This is a genomic window from Staphylococcus sp. GW823-FHT05F06 (genome assembly GCF_058795495.1).
On sequence record NZ_JBXAHW010000003.1, the window covers coordinates 17,262 to 35,538 of the forward strand.

Annotated in this window: 13 protein-coding genes and 2 tRNA genes; 2 read left to right on the forward strand and 13 right to left on the reverse strand. The window is 32.6% G+C overall.

The features are described from left to right. Together AC1Q7N_RS02865 and AC1Q7N_RS02870 are read right to left on the reverse strand one after the other, a co-directional pair. Complete coding sequence (locus AC1Q7N_RS02865; protein ID WP_002495471.1) at positions 1-2,970, reverse strand: type III restriction-modification system endonuclease; 2,970 nt, start codon at positions 2,968-2,970, stop codon at positions 1-3. Between the two features lies 1 nt (position 2,971). Further along, positions 2,972-4,921 carry a site-specific DNA-methyltransferase gene (locus AC1Q7N_RS02870; RefSeq protein ID WP_002495472.1) on the reverse strand — a complete coding sequence of 650 codons (1,950 nt, stop codon included), beginning with the start codon at positions 4,919-4,921 and terminating at the stop codon, positions 2,972-2,974. Positions 4,922-5,088: 167 nt separating this feature from the next. Here AC1Q7N_RS02870 and AC1Q7N_RS02875 point away from each other — a divergent pair, with 167 nt between their 5' ends. Both AC1Q7N_RS02875 and AC1Q7N_RS02880 read left to right on the forward strand, forming a co-directional pair. After that, positions 5,089-5,202 (forward strand): hypothetical protein, encoded by a 114-nt coding sequence (locus AC1Q7N_RS02875; protein WP_232481196.1) that lies wholly within the window; start codon positions 5,089-5,091, stop codon positions 5,200-5,202. 72 nt (positions 5,203-5,274) lie between these two features. Then, entirely contained in the window at positions 5,275-5,556 is a 282-nt protein-coding gene (locus AC1Q7N_RS02880; RefSeq protein WP_002495474.1) for a hypothetical protein, read from the forward strand. A gap of 71 nt (positions 5,557-5,627) precedes the next feature. Here the strand turns inward: AC1Q7N_RS02880 and AC1Q7N_RS02885 are convergent, their stop codons facing one another. The 11 genes from AC1Q7N_RS02885 to AC1Q7N_RS02935 form a co-directional block, all read right to left on the reverse strand. Next, positions 5,628-6,548, reverse strand: a complete 921-nt coding sequence (locus AC1Q7N_RS02885) for an SMODS-associated NUDIX domain-containing protein (protein WP_145376406.1) — start codon at positions 6,546-6,548, stop codon at positions 5,628-5,630. A 1-nt stretch (position 6,549) separates the two neighbouring features. Beyond that, a complete protein-coding gene (locus AC1Q7N_RS02890; RefSeq protein WP_002495476.1) occupies positions 6,550-7,932 on the reverse strand; it encodes a nucleotidyltransferase in 1,383 nt (460 codons plus the stop codon). Positions 7,933-8,053: 121 nt separating this feature from the next. Continuing rightward, positions 8,054-8,533 (reverse strand): 23S rRNA (pseudouridine(1915)-N(3))-methyltransferase RlmH, encoded by a 480-nt coding sequence (gene rlmH, locus AC1Q7N_RS02895; RefSeq protein WP_002495477.1) that lies wholly within the window; start codon positions 8,531-8,533, stop codon positions 8,054-8,056. Positions 8,534-9,573: 1,040 nt separating this feature from the next. After that, positions 9,574-10,374 (reverse strand): MBL fold metallo-hydrolase, encoded by an 801-nt coding sequence (locus AC1Q7N_RS02900; RefSeq protein WP_002447628.1) that lies wholly within the window; start codon positions 10,372-10,374, stop codon positions 9,574-9,576. Positions 10,375-10,995: 621 nt separating this feature from the next. Continuing rightward, positions 10,996-11,787: a two-component system regulatory protein YycI gene (locus AC1Q7N_RS02905; RefSeq protein WP_002447629.1), complete on the reverse strand. Its 792-nt coding sequence runs from the start codon at positions 11,785-11,787 to the stop codon at positions 10,996-10,998. Continuing rightward, complete coding sequence (locus tag AC1Q7N_RS02910) at positions 11,788-13,125, reverse strand: YycH family regulatory protein (protein WP_002447630.1); 1,338 nt, start codon at positions 13,123-13,125, stop codon at positions 11,788-11,790. It abuts the gene before it with no gap. Then, positions 13,118-14,950: a cell wall metabolism sensor histidine kinase WalK gene (gene walK / locus AC1Q7N_RS02915; protein WP_145376408.1), complete on the reverse strand. Its 1,833-nt coding sequence runs from the start codon at positions 14,948-14,950 to the stop codon at positions 13,118-13,120. The genes AC1Q7N_RS02910 and walK overlap by 8 nt, the downstream gene beginning before the upstream one ends. 12 nt (positions 14,951-14,962) lie before the next feature. Beyond that, the gene (gene yycF / locus AC1Q7N_RS02920; RefSeq protein ID WP_001831816.1) at positions 14,963-15,664 is read right to left on the reverse strand and encodes a response regulator YycF; all 702 of its coding nucleotides are present in this window, start codon (positions 15,662-15,664) and stop codon (positions 14,963-14,965) included. 476 nt (positions 15,665-16,140) lie between these two features. After that, positions 16,141-16,213 (reverse strand) — tRNA-Asp (locus AC1Q7N_RS02925). 5 nt (positions 16,214-16,218) lie between these two features. Continuing rightward, a tRNA-Glu gene (locus AC1Q7N_RS02930) sits at positions 16,219-16,293 on the reverse strand. A 422-nt stretch (positions 16,294-16,715) separates the two neighbouring features. Next, the gene (locus AC1Q7N_RS02935) at positions 16,716-17,999 is read right to left on the reverse strand and encodes an adenylosuccinate synthase (protein WP_038399393.1); all 1,284 of its coding nucleotides are present in this window, start codon (positions 17,997-17,999) and stop codon (positions 16,716-16,718) included. Between the last annotated feature and the right edge of the window lie 278 nt (positions 18,000-18,277).

Consider the following 18,277-nt stretch of genomic DNA (forward strand, 5'->3'; position numbering starts at 1 on the left):
TCACTTTGAATCATCTAATTTTTTAATTTCATTATAAACATCTTGCGCGCTAGTAGCTAATTGATATTTAATATTCAAATTATCTAATGTGTTAAAGAATTTTTTTTGTATTTCACCAATACTTTTATCTCCTAGTCTCATGTTTTCTGCTTTTGTTTCAACAATAAGGTATTTTGCATCTTGTTCATCAGTTTCTATCATATAGACAAAATCAGGCGTAGTAGTGCCACCAGTATATTTAGGAACTTGTATCGCTTTTTTAGGCAAATTACCAAATACAGTTACATTTTTATCGTAATTTCTTTTTAACAACTCTAACTCAGGTGTTACACTATCATATCTAACTGGTGGTCTTTCATATAAAAATCTTTTTTCAGTTTGAATGTTATTTTCAACGTTAGTACCTAAATAATTTGCATCTACCCAATCTTTAAACTCTGATATTTCTGAATCATAAATGGTTGTAGTAGCAGAAAAATCTAATTTTTTATATTCATAACTTTGACTATATTTTTCTTCAAAACGCTTGTTAAATTCTCTTATTATATTATTTAAACTTAATTCACTCAAGAATCGTTCATCACTATTATATTTATCTTTTAAAACGGAAAGTAAATTTTTATGCATTATAGATATTGGTACATTAGTTTTAAGTACAATTTGTTTTAAAAACTTACCATAGTTCATATAAATAAATTCATTTCTATAATTATATTCTGAAATAGATTCCTTGATAACTTGTTTACCTTCATCATCTTTTTCCAAAGATTGATGTATTCTTTCTGGTTGTTGTTTAACAAATAAATCATCGTCGTTCAACAATCTTTCAACAAACAAATACAGATCATCTTCACTCATCTTTTTGAATTCTAACATATATCTTTTAGATAAATTTTCCCATAAGAATCTCAATTTATTCCAATTCTCTTTATTTAACTTCACTTTTAAATTGGGTGGATTTTTTTTCATATCTCTGACTTTATCTGCATTTAATTTAGATGCATTAACTTCTGGATATAATTCTAACAGCCATTCAAATCCTGATTTTTTAACTCCATCAATTTCAACATCTGTTTTAAACTCATTTTTCCTATTAATTAGATTTCGTTCATCTAATTGTTCTAATAACACTTCATCATTATAATGAGGATCCACTTGCTTTCTATGTTCAACTATTTTATTAATCATTTCATCTGTTAATTTATCTTCACTTAATTTAACGTCTACATCAGAATTTATTTCTCCAATTAATTTTTCTGCGAAATCCTTTTCATCATATCCAATTAAAAATGAAAGTCTACTTGGAAATTCATCTTGTGTTAATCTGTGACCATTCTCATCAACAGGTAAACGCAAACCTCTTCCTACTTCCTGTATCTTGCTATTTTCAGAACCAGAAGTTCTCAATTTCGCAATAACGAAAACATTAGGGTTATCCCAACCTTCTCTTAATGTCCATTTTGAAAATAAAAATCTTCTTGTAATCCAGTTACCATTCTCGTCTTTAAAACTCAGCATTTTTTCTTTATTTTTAAGTATATCATTAACTTCAGCCTGTATTGCTTCATCACCGGAACCTCTGTCTTCACCAAAATACCCTGCATGGACCATTTGATTCTCACTATTAAGACTATCATATGTCACTCTTAAAAAATCTAAGTATTCAATCTCTCGTGGTAATTTTTTAACTTCAAATTCTTTTATTAATTTTCTAAGTTTAACTTTTAAGAGTCTCTCAAAAGTCTGTTTCAACCAGCCCTCTTTGTTTCTATATGACCTAATAGAATCAATAAAAAATAATGAAAGTGTTTTTACTTTTGGTTGAAAATTTTCTTTTAGGTTATCTCTCATAAAATTATTGATTTCATGCTCAAAATGTTGATTGATAGCATCATTAATAATTAATTCCTGGTAATTAGTTGTAAATGTGCCAGGCAATAAATCCATACCTTTACTAATTTCTAAGTCATTAGATAAAGTTTTAGCACCAGAATAACTTAAGTCACCTTCAAATAACGAATCTATATTTGCTAAATTCTCGCCTATACCTAGCGTCCATTTATTTTTTCCTTTTTTCAAAACTATCTCTTTGGCTTTTACACTATCAATGGTATATCTATTTTTCGCTTGTTCTGGAGTCAAATTTGGATAGTAAATATCTATTCCCTTTACAAGTCCCTGATTAAAGCTGTCAACAGCATTCAATTCAAATTGAGGCCTACCTCGATAATAATCTTTAATATATACAGCTTTTTTTCCTGTTCCTTTTTTTACTTCAGGAAAAGTAGCACCAAACCTAACAATCATTTGAGGTTCAAGATTTTCTATAGATTTGTAGTTCTTCTTATCCCTAGGAAACCTATGGGGTTCGTCTATTATAACTACAGATTTGGTAGCTTTTAAAGCTTCTATAGGGTTTGAGTAATTACTTAATAAAGTTTGGTCGTAATCAACCTTTGTCATATTTGATGAATTTAACATACCTGCATTAATAAGTAATACTTGAATTTGATTAGCATTTAAATTACTGCTTTCAATAAAGTTACTCAAATGAGGTGGAAAAATTTTTCTGCCTGATCTAGTATTAAAATCGCCTTTATTTATTGTATTTATTTCTATTTCAACATTTCCGTATGTTTCTTGGAAATGTCTTTTAGTTGATAAACTAGTTAAAAAATTCTTTGCTCCCTCTTTAATTGCAGGACTTGGAACTACTAATATAAATTTAAAAATCCCAAATTTTTTATGTAATTCATACATCATTTTAGTATAAACATACGTTTTACCTGTCCCGGTCTCCATTTTTATATCTATGTTAGCTTCTTCTGAATATCTATTTATTATTAAATTATTAGCGAACTCATTGTCACAATTTTTTGAAGTTAAATACTTTTCGATTCCTGTGAAAGTATCTATTATTTTTTTAACTGCTTGTTGTTGGTGAATTAGTTCTTCTAAGAATATTTTCATATTAAAACCTCTTTATTAAATTAACTTTATTATCTAATTGATCCAAAGCTATTTCTAATTCTCTAGTTTCCTCTAATCCAAAAGAATAGCCATATAGTATAATATTTTGCAATAATAATTTATTATTACCTATTAAATTAACCAATTCTTTTGTATTTTTACTACGCCAACCTTCTTTAATTAAATACAACCTTGAATTCTCAATATAATTAGCTTCGTAGTCAAAAATGGTTAGCTTAGATACTTTTGTATTAAAATCATAGCCATCTTGTACTAACCAATTTTCCATTATAACTTCTTCACCTGTTGCTCCGCCTTCTAATCCTAAGTTTTCACTAGAGAAAATATCAATCATATTATCAAATAAATCAAGACCAATATTTTCAAAATTATCAATTTTTTCCAAAACACTGATTGGGGGAGTTACTACAAAGTAATGTCTATATAATTCTAGGTTTTTTTCACTATTTTTTTCATAAATTTTATTTATACGACTTAAAGTTAATTCATCAATACTCTTATAACCTAATTCAAATAGCCTTTCATTAGAAGCAACAGGAACTTTCACATTGTTTTCAGTAACACTATAAGTTTTCTCTGGAATTTGAACGATAATATATTTTCTATTTGTTTTTTCCTTTATGTTAGCTTCAATTACCGCTTCAGCTGTCGTACCTGATCCCCCAAAGAAATCTAATATTATTGAATTTTCATCTGAAAAGTATCTAACTAATTTTTCAACAAATTCTACTGGTTTTGGACTTGTAAATAAAGACTCGCCATCAAATAAGTTCACTAAATACTTAGTAGCCACTTGATTCATAAATTTATTATCAGCACCAAAGAGTGAATTCACTGGATTATATTTGCTTTTTACATCTTTCAAATATTTTTTCACAATAAATCCTCTTTCTGAACCCTTAACTTCCTTCTTAAATTTTACTTTCCCTGATTCAACCCAGTTCTCAAATGTTGTTTTAGAAAAAGCCCAATATCTACCTTTTGGCGGAAGATCGATAGTACCTGTATAGGGATTTTTAATTTCAAACAGTGTATTTTTACTACCACTTCTGGCACTTGGATTATCTGGCGCCCACGGGCCATTAGGATCATTATCAATATTTTTATAAATTCCAAATTCTTTAGCATCACCTTTTATTTTTACCTGATTAATATTTTTAGCATATAACAAGGTGTGTTCATGTTGTTGGTTAAACCCCGTCAAAGAATCATTTGTAGTAGATTTAGTTTTTCTTATAATATCACCAACAAATGAAGATTCACCAAAAATTTCATCTAATAATACTTTCAAAGTTGCAAATTCATTTTCGTCAATTGAGACACTTATTTTTCCAGTTTCTGTAAGTAGCTTTCTAGCTAATAATAACCTAGGATACATAAATGCTAGCCAAGCAGAATGATTAGATTTTCCTTGTATTGATTTAAATCTAATCAATTCTTCGTTTGATAAATTAAATATTTCCATTAATTTTTCATCACTATATTCAAATTTATCTGGATATGTAAAACCATCAGATCCTGTATTATAAGGTGGATCAATATATATATATTCTATTCTACTTTGATAATTGTTTTGCAAATGACGTAAAACTTCTAAATTATCACCTGAAAAAATTAAATTTTCATTTTTGTTTTCAAAATTAATCTTTTTGTTTGGCACTATAATAGATGTTGGCTTTTCCCCAGCCTGCTTTTTCGCATAATTTTTACCTACAAAATTTAAAGAATAACTTGAACTAAACAATGACTGCTGTGAATTTTTAATATTATTATTAAATTTTTCAAAGTCAAAACCACCCAATTCTATTAAATTTCCTTCTTCGTCATAAACATTACTTCTAAAATAATTAGGTATTTTCTCTCTCAATTCTTCCAAAAAAACACTATTTTCACTTACTGTATTATTAAAGCTTTCGTTATCTTTAATCACTGTAACACCCCTAAATTATAATTACTTTAATTTTAACATATCTATTGCTTTTGAATATATTGCCAACAGTAGTAACCTAAGATTTATTATTAGAATTACAACGATTAAATATAAAAATTGATACACCAGATAACATTATAAAATTCACACAATATCAAAATACTGCGATAGCAGTGGATAATAAAAATTCAGAAATACATATAACTTTTATTAATCAAGTAACAAGTGAGATCGCATTAACAGGTATTTATAAAACTTATGAAGAAAAAATTACGACTTAAACGCTGAAGATATTAAAAATTCAAATCAAGAAATAAATGATTTAGGTATAAATTCAGAAGAAAATTAAGATAATGACGGATTCAGATGAAGCTCTAAATGCTTTAGCAGATATTAAACAAAATCAAAATAAACAATTCACACAAAAAGTCGAAAACACTTTAAATAAAGTACTCGATAAACGTGGTTTATCAGAAATATTATCAAATAGTCAAATTCAAATGATTAATAATAAATTGGTTAGTGTAGCAAACTTTAATGTCTTAACTTCTAATCCAAAAGCATTTAAACAAAATACGAAAGATGTATTAAAAAGGAGGGCACAATTTTATTATTTAGTAATATCTCTAGTATGAAGTACCTTATCAAAACCGCACCATTTATAGTACACTTCATTGTAACAGTTAATCCTGAGTTTCAAAATAATTTATAATCGAACTGTGATAATGTCCTTGATTTTATTTCTATTAGTCAAATCGTCTGTATTTTCGGTCAATATTTTTGGTGTATGATTAGCAATATCGTCTTTTAGTTTTTGAGTCCCGTATTTAACTCCATGAGTTTTAATTGTATCAGCTGATGCAAAACAATATTTGTCAGAACTTAAATGCATAAGTTCCCTGAATAATTCTTCTTGTTTTTCTGTCAGTTTTACTTCAAGAATATCTGCCAAGAGGAGTTCAAAATGATTAAACACTCGTCCGTATTCTACCTTCGTTATATGTCTACCAATGTATCTGTATGATAAATCACCAAAAATATCTTTATTCAAGATTCCAGTTGCAAATATTTCTTCTTCAAATTCACGACTAAGATTATTTACATTTTCTCTACATGATGTTTTATTGAATCGTTTTACAAATCTTCTTAAATCTTTGTTCTTAACTAGTAGCCTATAGTCCCTTTTAGTTACTTCATCTACTGGGATTCGATTATCACTTTCAGCTGGGATATATCTTGACAGATATTCTCCCTCTTCTTCATAAAACTTGTATGCACCTCCTACAGGTTGATATTTCCCTGACCTATTATTCAATACTAAAAAATATCTATCATCTATTTTAATTCTATAAAGATATGCAAACGAAATTCTTATTAAAGTGTCATCTTGTAATACACCCGCTCTTTTTAACCTTCTCTGAGATGTCTTCCAGTTACTATTATCAGCTAATTCAATCATACTTCCCCAAATCCCAGGTATAATAGCACCGGCAAATAAAAGAACAACTTCTGAACCAAATAGTATATTAACCTTACTTAAAAAATTGCTAAACAATATAAGTATCAAAAATACAACACATGTACCTAACATTTTTATAATTTTTTTCCAATAGTTATATTCTTGCATTTTAAATACCTCCTATTGGTATATCTACATGACCTATACCTACGCATATGTCATTTTTAATTAAATAACATTCGATATAATGTAATCCTGCAAAATTTGAATTCTCTATAATTTCAGTACCCCTATTGTCTACTATCTGTCCTCTTATACAATTTCGCTTTTCAGCTTCAATACCGATATTTCTAACCTTCCAAAGAATTTTATCATAGGTCGGACAATCAGTATCCCCGAGCCTACACCTAATAGAAAAATTATATGGAATAAACTTTTTAAGTTGTGGGGAGAGTTTATCAAAAAACTTCTCAATCGGCATAACAGAAAAACCATTACCTGAAACATCACAGTCTATGGAAACATTATAGTTTTCATAAATCGGATATAATTCTTCTATAAATTGCTCAGTATCATTGAAACTTAGGAAACGACTCTCACTAATATTGCTTCTTTGATTTTGTTCGGCTAATTCCTCCCAATAAGAATGATTGAAAAACAATGCCCAAGCTTGCAGAGCATCTTCTCGCGAGCATTCCTTATCAAAAAGTATGTCCAACTTATTTAGACTCGCTCTCAATCGATTTTTCCAATTTTCCATTCGCTTATAATCAACATCTCTAATTATTAGCTCTCTCCCATTATCGACAGGAGCGTTAACATCGAGGTGAATATCCAGACGCTGCACAATAGCTTGCATAGTGTAATAAAATTTCTCATCTAAGCGTGAATAATAGTTTTTTAGCTTTGAGTCACATAATATCGTTTGAACAAGTCCACTCGGCATATTTTTCCAACTATCCCTTGATTTACAGAACATCTTGGACAATCTCACTATTTTACGTAAATCATCACCAGAATACTTTACTCGATTAATGAACCACTCTTCTAATGCCTTAATGTGCCTTTCTGTCCATTCTGTCCCTGCATGCTCATATATATAATTATCGTCCCACTCATATTCTTTACTACGTTGGAATACAGCAAAGTCCATATGATAACCAAGAGAACTATACTTTAAACGTACACAACTAGTCTTTACTTCAGGTGGTTGTGCAAATTGCCTAGTTTTTCTTTCAAGAGCGTTTGCTACCATATTACGAGTAGCTTGTGCACCCAAACTATTAAGACAATCTGCTTCAAATACTATACCTACATCAATATCATAGTCTTTCTCGTCATTCTGCGTAATGGTATGCATAGCCATGCTACCTTGAATACGGTCCTCTGAAATTTTATAACTTGTATTTTTCTCTTCATTATATTCATTTAACCCATCTTTAATCCTTCTAATATTCTGTTTTCTTCTTTTTCTTAGTTCGTCCTGTTCTTTAGCAGAAAGTACGACTTTTTTACGATAAAAAGTACTGAATTCCTTTGAGCAATCATACATTTTAAAAACTCCCTTCGTATAAAGCAAACATACATTCAATTAGTTGTTACGTATTTTATTAATAATTTTATATAAAATTTATTTTTATTTTATAGTATTAAATATTATTAAAAAAACCGCATCATTTATGATACGCTTCACCTCTCATGATTTTGAATGCGCGATAAATTTGTTCAATCAATATTACACGCATCATTTGATGTGGGAAGGTCATGTTGCTGAATGATAGTGCGTAGTTGCTGCGTTGTAAGACGTCTTGGTGTAAACCATTGGAGCCACCTATGACAAATGTAAAGTCGCTTTGACCTTGTGTCATGCGTGTTTGCAGTTCTTTAGCGAGTCCTTCTGAAGACACCATTTTGCCTTTGATTTCCAACGTGATTACTGTAGATTGGGAGTTAATCTTATTGAGTAGGCGTTGGCCTTCTTTTTCTTTAACTTGTTCTATTTCTTTGTCGCTCATATTTTCAGGTGCTTTTTCATCTGGTACTTCTATTAATTCGATTTTCGTGTAAGGTCCTAATCTTTTTTCATATTCTGCAATGGCTTGCTTCCAATATTTTTCTTTTAGTTTTCCAACTGATAAGATAGTAATCTTCATTTTATCCTCCAAAAGTACATGATTTATTCGAGTTATCCACAAGTTATACACTTATGCACACATTTCCCTCTTAGTATAACAATTGAATTAACATTTTCTTAGTGTTTTTTAGGAATTATACACATATTTAAAGAAATTCATTGTGAATTTGTGGATAAGTCTGTGAATAATGTGGGTATTTATGTGTGTATTGTACACAATTCTGGATAACTATTTCCTAATCAGTGGATAACTTTACGGTTGTCTTAACGTTATTTTTACAATTATTCCCTATATTTCAGACCTTTTAGACTCACTTACTTCAAATACCGTCACTGATATCCTATTTTCCACACGCATCTTTTTAATCCTAAATTAATATCACCATTATCTTTATGTAAGTGAACTATCATCTAGCAGTATATGTATCACCCCTACCTGAGTCTCATCAATCATCACTACGACATTCAATCAAATATATGAGTGCTCCACTTTCACCTCAATTAAGCATGTGATTAATTAAATGAATTCATATTAACTACGATGATATTGACTTGATAAAGTCTCACATGACAATGTTTTGAGTTACAACATAACTATGAAAGCAGCGGTAGATCATTTATTACGTTGAATCATACTTGTGTTGAACATAGAAACTCACTTTTATATTAAATAGTATGGCCACTAACTATAAATACAATATATTTAAAAAATATTTAAATGCCAATTTTTATTTTGTTACAATTTCTAAATGTTTTTAAATTTTAACTTTATATTTAAGTTTTTATGAGAGTCTTAATATTTTATTTATTCATATTTTTACATCATTACTTTTTTATCAACTAGGAAATGTAATATAAATCACAAAGCGTGTAAGACATCGTTCTCCCCCTTCCATGATGCGCTTTCATTTCAAAAAAATTCCTTAATCAATCGTTCATGCGCAAGCCTGTTTAAACTAACACATAATCATTCCCTGCAATTCTCCTGATCACTTTTCCAAAAAAATAACCTACTTAAGCGTAATACTTAAGTAGGTCGTTTGTCTTACCTCTATTCAATTATAGTGTATAAATCGGTGTGGCTTGTGCTTTATCGGTATCGCAAAGCAATACTTCTTTCTCTGTATCGATATCGTGTTCGTTGAGCACTTGTCCAACACTCATGCGTGCGAGGTCTTTCATATTATTGTCTTGTGACAAATGAGAGAGGTATATACGTTTCGTATTACCTGTAATGACATCACTCATCGCAAGACCCGCGTCTTCATTGGATACGTGACCCATATCACTTAAAATACGTTGTTTCGTCTTCCATGGATAGCGACACATGCGTAACATATCGACATCGTGATTACTTTCAAACATAAAGACATCACTACCTTGAATCATACCTTTCATACGATCTGAAACGTAACCAGTGTCAGTTATCATCGTAAATTTCTTATAGTTATTGTGGAAGATGTAGAATTGTGGATCAATCGCGTCATGTGACACGTTAAATGATTCTATATCAAATCCTGCAAGAGATTTCGTTTCATATGGATTAAAGATAAATTTCTGATCCATTGGAATGCGGCTATCTTTCTTCTCTATCGCTTTCCATGTATTCTCATTCGCGTAAATCGGAAGTTTATATTTACGTGCTAAAACACCAAGACCTTTAATATGGTCGATGTGTTCATGTGTCACTAAAATTCCGTTTAAATCCTTAATGTTTCTGTCGATTTGGCTGAAAAGTTCTTCCATCTTCTTGCCAGTTAAACCTACATCGACGAGTAGGCTACCTTTCTCACTTTCTACGTAAGTGGCGTTACCTGTACTACCACTTGCTAATACACTCATACGTATCAAGCGACTCATCCTTTCTCATATGTACCATAGTTATTTTGTTTATAGGGGTGTGGGGGAACTCGAGTGTCTTACGCTTTATTGAGATGCTTCGACTAAGTTGGCTTTCACTCAATGTTGATTTTTTATCCTAAATTGCGTAGATATTTTAAAGTTTCGATATTCCTTAATACAGTTATTCAAATATCGAAACGTCACGTCCTCTAAATTTCCTTTATATTATACTATATCAATTTTAAAAGTTGAGTTCCAATAGTCCGTTTATACATGATACTAACGGCCATTTAAAATACACACCGCTTCATAACTACGTCGATATTGAGCCTGGCATTGCATTCTCTTAAAGAACCTAACATATCGACCAACATCATTTTTGATATCCACCCTATTTAATTACTCAATCACTTTCAATACGTAAAAAAGCCTGAGATTACTCATCGGTGTCTCAGGCTTAGTTTATATTATCTTATATAGCTTCATAATCAATCCGTAACCCATCACATGTCGTTGGTTCGATAAATGACTTCCAACACAAGTACGCCAAAGTTTGCTCTAGACAGTACAAATTAACGTAACCTTCTATGCTATCGCTTGACGGTTTCATTCAAACGATACGCCACGCATCAATAACCTCTAATAATCAATCACTTTCGGATTATGATTTGTAGCTTCTACATAATAGGTTTGAACTTCATCCTTGCCTTTATGTTTTACTTTAATTTCCCAGTTAGGTTGGAGTAATTGAACGTTTGTTTCCTTTACAACTGAATAATAGCCTAGGCGTGCATCAAGAACTTGATCATTTTGTTTTAAATATCTATTGTAATAAAGGGCTTCAATAGCTTTACGCGGCGTGATGACTTGTTTCTTCGTGCTATTTGAACCTTTAGCTACTTGTATATCATCCATCGCTGTCTGTTTATAGCTTGTCGCCTTGCCATCGCTCAAATTAAACGTTAGGCGCGCTTTACTATTATTCATAATCGGATAATCTTTATACGTTTGTTCGTAAGTGACTTTATCTTTAGTTAAATCACTTAACTGATACTCTTTACCGTTAAAGATTTTCTTTGCAATGTACTCTTTGATATCTTGTAAGTTCTTATCACTCACTTGAACGCCTTTATCAATATCTCCTTCAAGTGTTTTGTCGGAATCAGACGTTTGCATGCTTGAATGATCTTTCGCATAACTTGAGAAATTCTTTGAACGGGCAGTAATTTGTTCAAGTTCAGTATCTTTAACATTTTGATTCAAGACATCCTTGGGCACGTCAATTTCTTCTTGTTGAAAATTGACCTCGTTTACCTTTTCCGAGTCATTAACTTGTGATTTATTCACTTTATCAATATAAACGATGACTAAAAAGATGTTCACAAGAATAAAAACGAAAATGAAAAGTGTTTTCGTGAGTTTCCAGTTCATTTATTCAAGCCTCCCATCTTTATAGGCATACCAATTGCCATCGTATTCTACAAACCAACGTGGTATTAATTCACAGTTACGTTGAACTTCAATATCTTCGTTATTTGCCTTGTCGTCCATATCATAACCAATCGCAATGTTCGTTACCTTTTCAAAATCAATATCAGGATGGTTGGCTAATGCAGAACGCACGGACTCAACGGTAGGGACGGATTTAGATTCTTCACTGTTCAGTGTGACGTCCGTCTTAAGTAGCGAACGTTGATAATCGTAAACGCCTTTATCCCCCCATGTGACTTGGATTTCATTGAAGTTATGTTTATTAAACGTTGGGTGACCGTTGAGGAATCTTTGATATGTGAGTTTCCCCGTTCTATTATCTGTCTTAAATAGGCGATAATCTTCATTTAAGAAGCCACCATGACTATTTATAAACTCGTATGTGCCTGGGATGGTTTCTTGCATGTTGCTTGAACTTTTCGCGTCTTCAGATAAATTCTTATAATGATACATTTCATCTTTATCGTTATAGTTGGCGACACCAGTATTGTTGTTGTATGTTGTCGTACCACTTTGAGAGCTACGAACAATCGTTGAATCATCAAATAGTATTGAGTTCATGCGTTCAACACTGATCGTATTGAAGACCATGCGATACGTCTTTAAGTCTTTCGGTTTGCTTGGTGCAAACACGTGTGTTGCTTTGTCGATTGTATCTTTATTCGTGATGATTTCCGTATAGGGTTGCATGTCAGGTTCGATACTTTTAAAAGCTTTGTCAACGTTATTCCCTTTCATCGTTGTCTTAAGTTTAACTACTTCATGACGGTCTTTGCTAATCGCATATAGTACGACGTGGTTATTATGATCTTGATCGATAAGGAGGCGATCAAAATTAAAGTTATTCGGCACTTTCGCATCGATATCGAGTACTTGACTTAAGTATGTTGAAAGTGGCAAATCATAAGTGAAATCTAGGACGATAAAGTCGTTGCTTAGTTCAGGTATAACAAGGTTATGTTCCCTTTTCAGATGTGATACAGATTTAACTTCTTGATTTTTTAAAGGTTGAATCATCTTGTCTAAGACTGCACCTGATGCCACTGTTCCTTGAGATTTTTCATCTCTAGAATGCACGATTTGAAATGGTGTAATCGTTCCTTCCATTTCTGCAGTCATTGGTTTAGTAAGTGGTTTAGGCTTATCACTTTTACTATTATCCGTGTTATCAATATTTGAAAGGTCTGGAGAAAAGTTCCAGACCATGTATGTCAAAACGATACTCATCAAGACGAGTAGGACTAAAATAATTGATTTAGTATGTTCTTTGTTATTCATCCCAATCACCGTCTTCAATGATTTCGCAAGGAAGTGTAATAAAGATTGACGTACCTTGTCCTTCCACACTGTTAGCCCAAATTCGACCGTTATGTGCTTCGACAATCTCTTTGGAAATAGCTAGACCTAGTCCTGTACCACCCATCTTACGTGTACGTGCTTTATCTACACGATAGAATCTATCAAATATTTTATCTACCTTGTTAATCGGTATTCCAATACCATTATCTTTAATACGAATCGTCATTCTATTGTAAAGTGCATTTTGTTTCACATGAAACTCAACACGTTTCTCGCCACGTGAATATTTCATTGCATTGGTAATGACATTATCAAATACTTGTGTCATCTTGTCTGGATCGATTTCAGCAAAGATGGTTTGTTGCGGAATTTCGCGTACGAATGTCGTATCTTTCGCTGTCATTTCATGACGGTTAATAATTTTGTTGATAAACATATTGAAGTCGATAATTTCTTTCGTAATTTGATCTGATTCATTATCCATTTTAGATAATTGAAGTAAATCATTCACTAAACGAATCATACGTTCAGTCTCTTCGCGTGTGACAGATAGGAATGATGGTGCCAGTTCTTTATCTTGCCAAGCACCTTCTTCAAGTGCTTCGATATAGCTATTCATCGATGTCAGTGGTGTACGTAATTCATGTGAAACATTCGCAACGAATTCGCGACGTTCACGTTCGACTTGTTGTTGTTCTGTGACATCATGTAGTACGGCAATGTAACCTGTCACGAAACCTGTTTCTTGGACAATCGTACTAAAGTTTACGCGTGCAATAATGCCTTCTTCTTCGTTAATATCTAACAAGAAGGAATCACTATTTTCTTGAATTTCCTCTAATGAGAATTCATTTTCTAAGTTAAGGACACTAAGCATGTAGTAGCCGATGACATCTTCTTTCGCGAGACCGAGCATTTTCAGCGCCATGTCGTTTGCAATACGTACACGTCCACGGCGATCTGTCGCAAGAATACCGTCGCTCATATGCGTGATAACAGAATCTAGACGACGTTTCTCACTTTCTGTATTCGCTTGTGCTTCTTGGACACGTTTCGATAAGTTATTGAAGGCAAGTGCGAGTTCACCGATTTCATCGTTACCGTATATCTTCACTCGTTGCGTGTAGTTACCTTTAGACATCTCGACGGTTTGGTTACGCATATCGGTTATCGGCTTAGTAATCGTTCGTGCAATGAAGAATCCTAGTATCACTGTAATGAATAGTGATATCGCTGTCCCTACGATGAATATCTGATTAATGTTGTTCAGCTGATTGTATACATCATTAATTTTCGATTCTATGTATATATCACCGATTGTCTGTTTATCGACTTTAACCGGTATATTATATACCCAAACACGCTCTTTACCACTTCCGTAATCCTTAAGAACCATATGATCATTCGTTTGTCCTAAGGAGAGCGCCTTTTGAACTGAACCGTCGTTGACCTTTTGATTGATAAGACCACGGTTAGACTGCTTGGTTGTTGCCATGATGATTTGATCTTTATCAATAAAGCGTATTTCTCCTATTTCTTGGCGATTCGCATATTCATTCAAAAGGTCTTGGATATCCTTTTGAGCGTTGACTGAACCTTTATCTTTATCTTTATAAACCTTTTCAATATTGACGTCTAATTGCTTCGCATATTGTGTTATGTTTTTCTTGAAGTTATCGAGTAATTCCTTTTCTAAACTATTCGTAAAATACAAACCGATGATTTGCATACCAATAATAATGAGTAGTACATAAACAATAACGAGTTTCGTGTGAAGGGATTGTAGTTGTTTAAGCCACTTCATAAGACGCTCCCTCTAATCATGTTGTTGGAGGAAGTATCCAACGCCTCTACGTGTCACAATGTATTCTGGATGAGATGGATCATCTTCAATTTTTTCTCTTAAACGGCGAATTGTTACGTCCACAGTACGAACATCACCGAAATAATCGTAACCCCACACTGTTTGTAGTAAGTGTTCACGTGTCATGACTTGACCCATATGTTTAGAAAGATAATGGAACAGTTCGAATTCACGATGCGTTAATTCAATGTCTTCTCCACGTTTTTTAATTGAATATGCATCTGGATAAATCACAATATCTTTAATTGTAATTTCATTTGTCGCACCACTTACTTCTTGAGCTGGTTGTGAATAATGACGGCGTAAGTTCGCTTTCACACGTGCGATGAGTTCACGAGTACTAAATGGTTTAGTTACGTAATCATCTGCACCTAATTCAAGACCTAAAACTTTATCAATTTCAGAATCTTTCGCTGTCAGCATGATAATCGGCATTTCATATTTTTTACGCACTTCACGACATACTTCCATACCATCTCTACCAGGTAACATAATATCAAGTAAGACGATATCTGGTTCTTCTTCATAGATTAAATCTACTGCGTCATTACCGTCATAAGCGCAATATACGTCGTAACCTTCTTTTTTTAAATTAAATTCTAAAATATCAGCAATTGGTTTTTCATCGTCAACTACAACAACTTTTCTAGCCATATATTATAAACCTCTTTTCTCAAAGTGTAGTTCTTCCGTTCGTTTACATTGCTAATGTTATATCAAATTTTCGAAGTGCTTCATTATTATTCTGTTCTCTATATAACATATAGCTACCTATTATATAATTTACCATTTATGAACGGTTAATTCTATTTTAGTATTTAAAATTATAGAATAATATTATTTATAATTTTACCATTGAAATACAGTTCCGCAAAATAAGTTAGACTTTTGCAATATGCTTGACGCTTTTGTTTAGGTTTATCATCATATTTTATCAGTTTCGTATATGTCAAAAGTGCAGTAATGACAGTATTTGTAATTATAGAAATATAAGCATGTATAGGAATATTAAGTTTTCATTGCATGTTAAATAAAGTAGGTAATGTGAATCAGAAAGATTAATAAAGTGAAGGTACAATGTTGTATGTAAAAAAGCATAAAAAAATGCCTACCCTATTGGGTAGGCAATACGGTCCCGACGGGAATCGAACCCGCGATCTCCTGCGTGACAGGCAGGCGTGTTAACCGCTACACTACGGGACCTAGCATGGTGACTCCTACGGGACTCGAACCCGTGTTACCGCCGTGAAAGGGCGGTGTCTTAACCGCTTGACCAAGGAGCCGTTCTTAAGCACAAGATAGATTATAGCATAGCTCTACTTTTGATGACAAGATATTTTTTACATAAATTTAATAATATTTTTGTTTCGTTAATCAACCAACACAAACATGCTATGAAGCTTACTGTGGAGAAGAATAAAACCATTGATTTCATTCAAAACTAATTTCAAATTGCTGTTTTAAAATAAAACTGGAGTATGACAAAAGAAGATTGCGAATCATTGTCCTACTCCAAAATAAATAACAGGCGACCATTAAGTTGTGGCCGCCTGTTTAAATATGATTCACTGCATATATAGATAGATATGAGTTAGAAAGCTTTTTACATTCATGTTTATTGGACTAAGAATAATGTTAATCATTTCGTTCAATGCGTTCAATGCTCTAATTAAACAAAACTCACATGCTTTCTTGACGTTTTATTCTACCAAAGTTTCTCTAATAAATTCGTTTGTTCGCGGTCTGGACCTACTGAGAAAATTGAAATATGGACACCGCATAATTCTGAAATACGTTCTAAGTAATTACGTGCATTCTCAGGAAGCTCATCTAAACTACGACAACCTGTAATGTCTTCAGTCCAACCTGGAAGCTCTTCGAAGATAGGTTTACAACGTCTTAATTGATCTAAGTTTGCTGGGTACTCAGTAATTTTTTCACCATCTAATTCGTAAGCAGTACAAATTTTAACTGTGTCTAATCCTGTTAAAACGTCGATTGAGTTAATTGAAAGATCTGTGATACCACTTACACGACGTGAATGACGTAATACAACTGAGTCGAACCAACCTACACGACGTGGACGTCCAGTAGTTGTACCATATTCACGACCCACTTCTCTAATATGGTGGCCATCTTCATCAAAAAGTTCAGTTGGGAATGGACCGTCACCTACACGAGATGTATATGATTTACATACACCAATCACTTTAGACACTGATGTAGGGCCAACACCTGTACCTACTGTAACGTTACCTGCAACTGGATTACTAGATGTAACGAATGGATATGTACCATGGTCGATATCTAACATGACACCTTGTGCACCTTCGAATAATACCTTTTCATCAGCCACATTTGCATCGTCTAAAATTTTAGCTGTGTCTGTCACATAGTCTTTTAAACGTTGACCTGCAGCATAATATTCGTCAAAGATTTCATCGAATGTTGGACAAGTTTCGTTAAACATGCCTTTAAAGTATGCGTTTTTATATTCAATATTTTCTTTAAGTCGGCGTTCGAATGTTTCCTTTTCTAATAAGTCTGCCATGCGAATACCGATACGTTGTGCTTTATCTACGTATGCTGGGCCGATACCTTTTTTCGTTGTACCAATTTTATTATCGCCACGACGACGTTCTTCATATTCGTCTTGAGCTAGGTGATAAGGTAAAATGACTTGTGCGCGATTTGAGATGCGTAGGTTGTCAGTTGAAATGCCACGTTCATTTAACCCATCTAGTTCTTTTAATAATGCGACTGGATCTACAACAACACCATTACCGATTACAGCTAATTTATCTTTATAAAAGATGCCTGATGGTACTAAGTGTAATTTGTAAGTTTCTCCACCGAATTGAATCGTATGTCCCGCATTGTTACCACCAGAAAATCTAGCAATTACGTCTGCTTGCTCTGCTAAAAAGTCTGTTATTTTACCTTTACCTTCGTCTCCCCATTGTGTCCCAACTACTACGATTGATGACATATGAGCACCTCCAAGTTTTTCTCGTTTAACCACTAGGTATTTTACCAATATGATTTTGAATTTGCAAATAAAAATCGAACATTAATTAGCGTTCGATAACGCATTATCTTTCAGTATTTTTTCTGTGCGAAATCACTTTTAAACGTTTCTATGACAGTTATTCAAAGGGTATTTAAGTGAAATACATACACATACTTCCAACATTTTCAAAAGAGAAAAACAAAATAAAAACCGTACAATAAACAGTTTACAACAATTATTGTACGGGAAAATATTTT

Coding starts and splice junctions, on each gene's coding strand:
- AC1Q7N_RS02865 (WP_002495471.1), bottom strand. CDS start 2,970: ATGAAAATATTCTTAGAAGAACTAATTCACCAACAACAAGCAGTTAAA.
- AC1Q7N_RS02880 (WP_002495474.1), top strand. CDS start 5,275: ATGACGGATTCAGATGAAGCTCTAAATGCTTTAGCAGATATTAAACAA.
- AC1Q7N_RS02885 (WP_145376406.1), bottom strand. CDS start 6,548: ATGCAAGAATATAACTATTGGAAAAAAATTATAAAAATGTTAGGTACA.
- AC1Q7N_RS02890 (WP_002495476.1), bottom strand. CDS start 7,932: ATGTATGATTGCTCAAAGGAATTCAGTACTTTTTATCGTAAAAAAGTC.
- rlmH (WP_002495477.1), bottom strand. CDS start 8,533: ATGAAGATTACTATCTTATCAGTTGGAAAACTAAAAGAAAAATATTGG.
- AC1Q7N_RS02900 (WP_002447628.1), bottom strand. CDS start 10,374: ATGAGTCGCTTGATACGTATGAGTGTATTAGCAAGTGGTAGTACAGGT.
- AC1Q7N_RS02905 (WP_002447629.1), bottom strand. CDS start 11,787: ATGAACTGGAAACTCACGAAAACACTTTTCATTTTCGTTTTTATTCTT.
- AC1Q7N_RS02910 (WP_002447630.1), bottom strand. CDS start 13,125: ATGAATAACAAAGAACATACTAAATCAATTATTTTAGTCCTACTCGTC.
- walK (WP_145376408.1), bottom strand. CDS start 14,950: ATGAAGTGGCTTAAACAACTACAATCCCTTCACACGAAACTCGTTATT.
- yycF (WP_001831816.1), bottom strand. CDS start 15,664: ATGGCTAGAAAAGTTGTTGTAGTTGACGATGAAAAACCAATTGCTGAT.
- AC1Q7N_RS02935 (WP_038399393.1), bottom strand. CDS start 17,999: ATGTCATCAATCGTAGTAGTTGGGACACAATGGGGAGACGAAGGTAAA.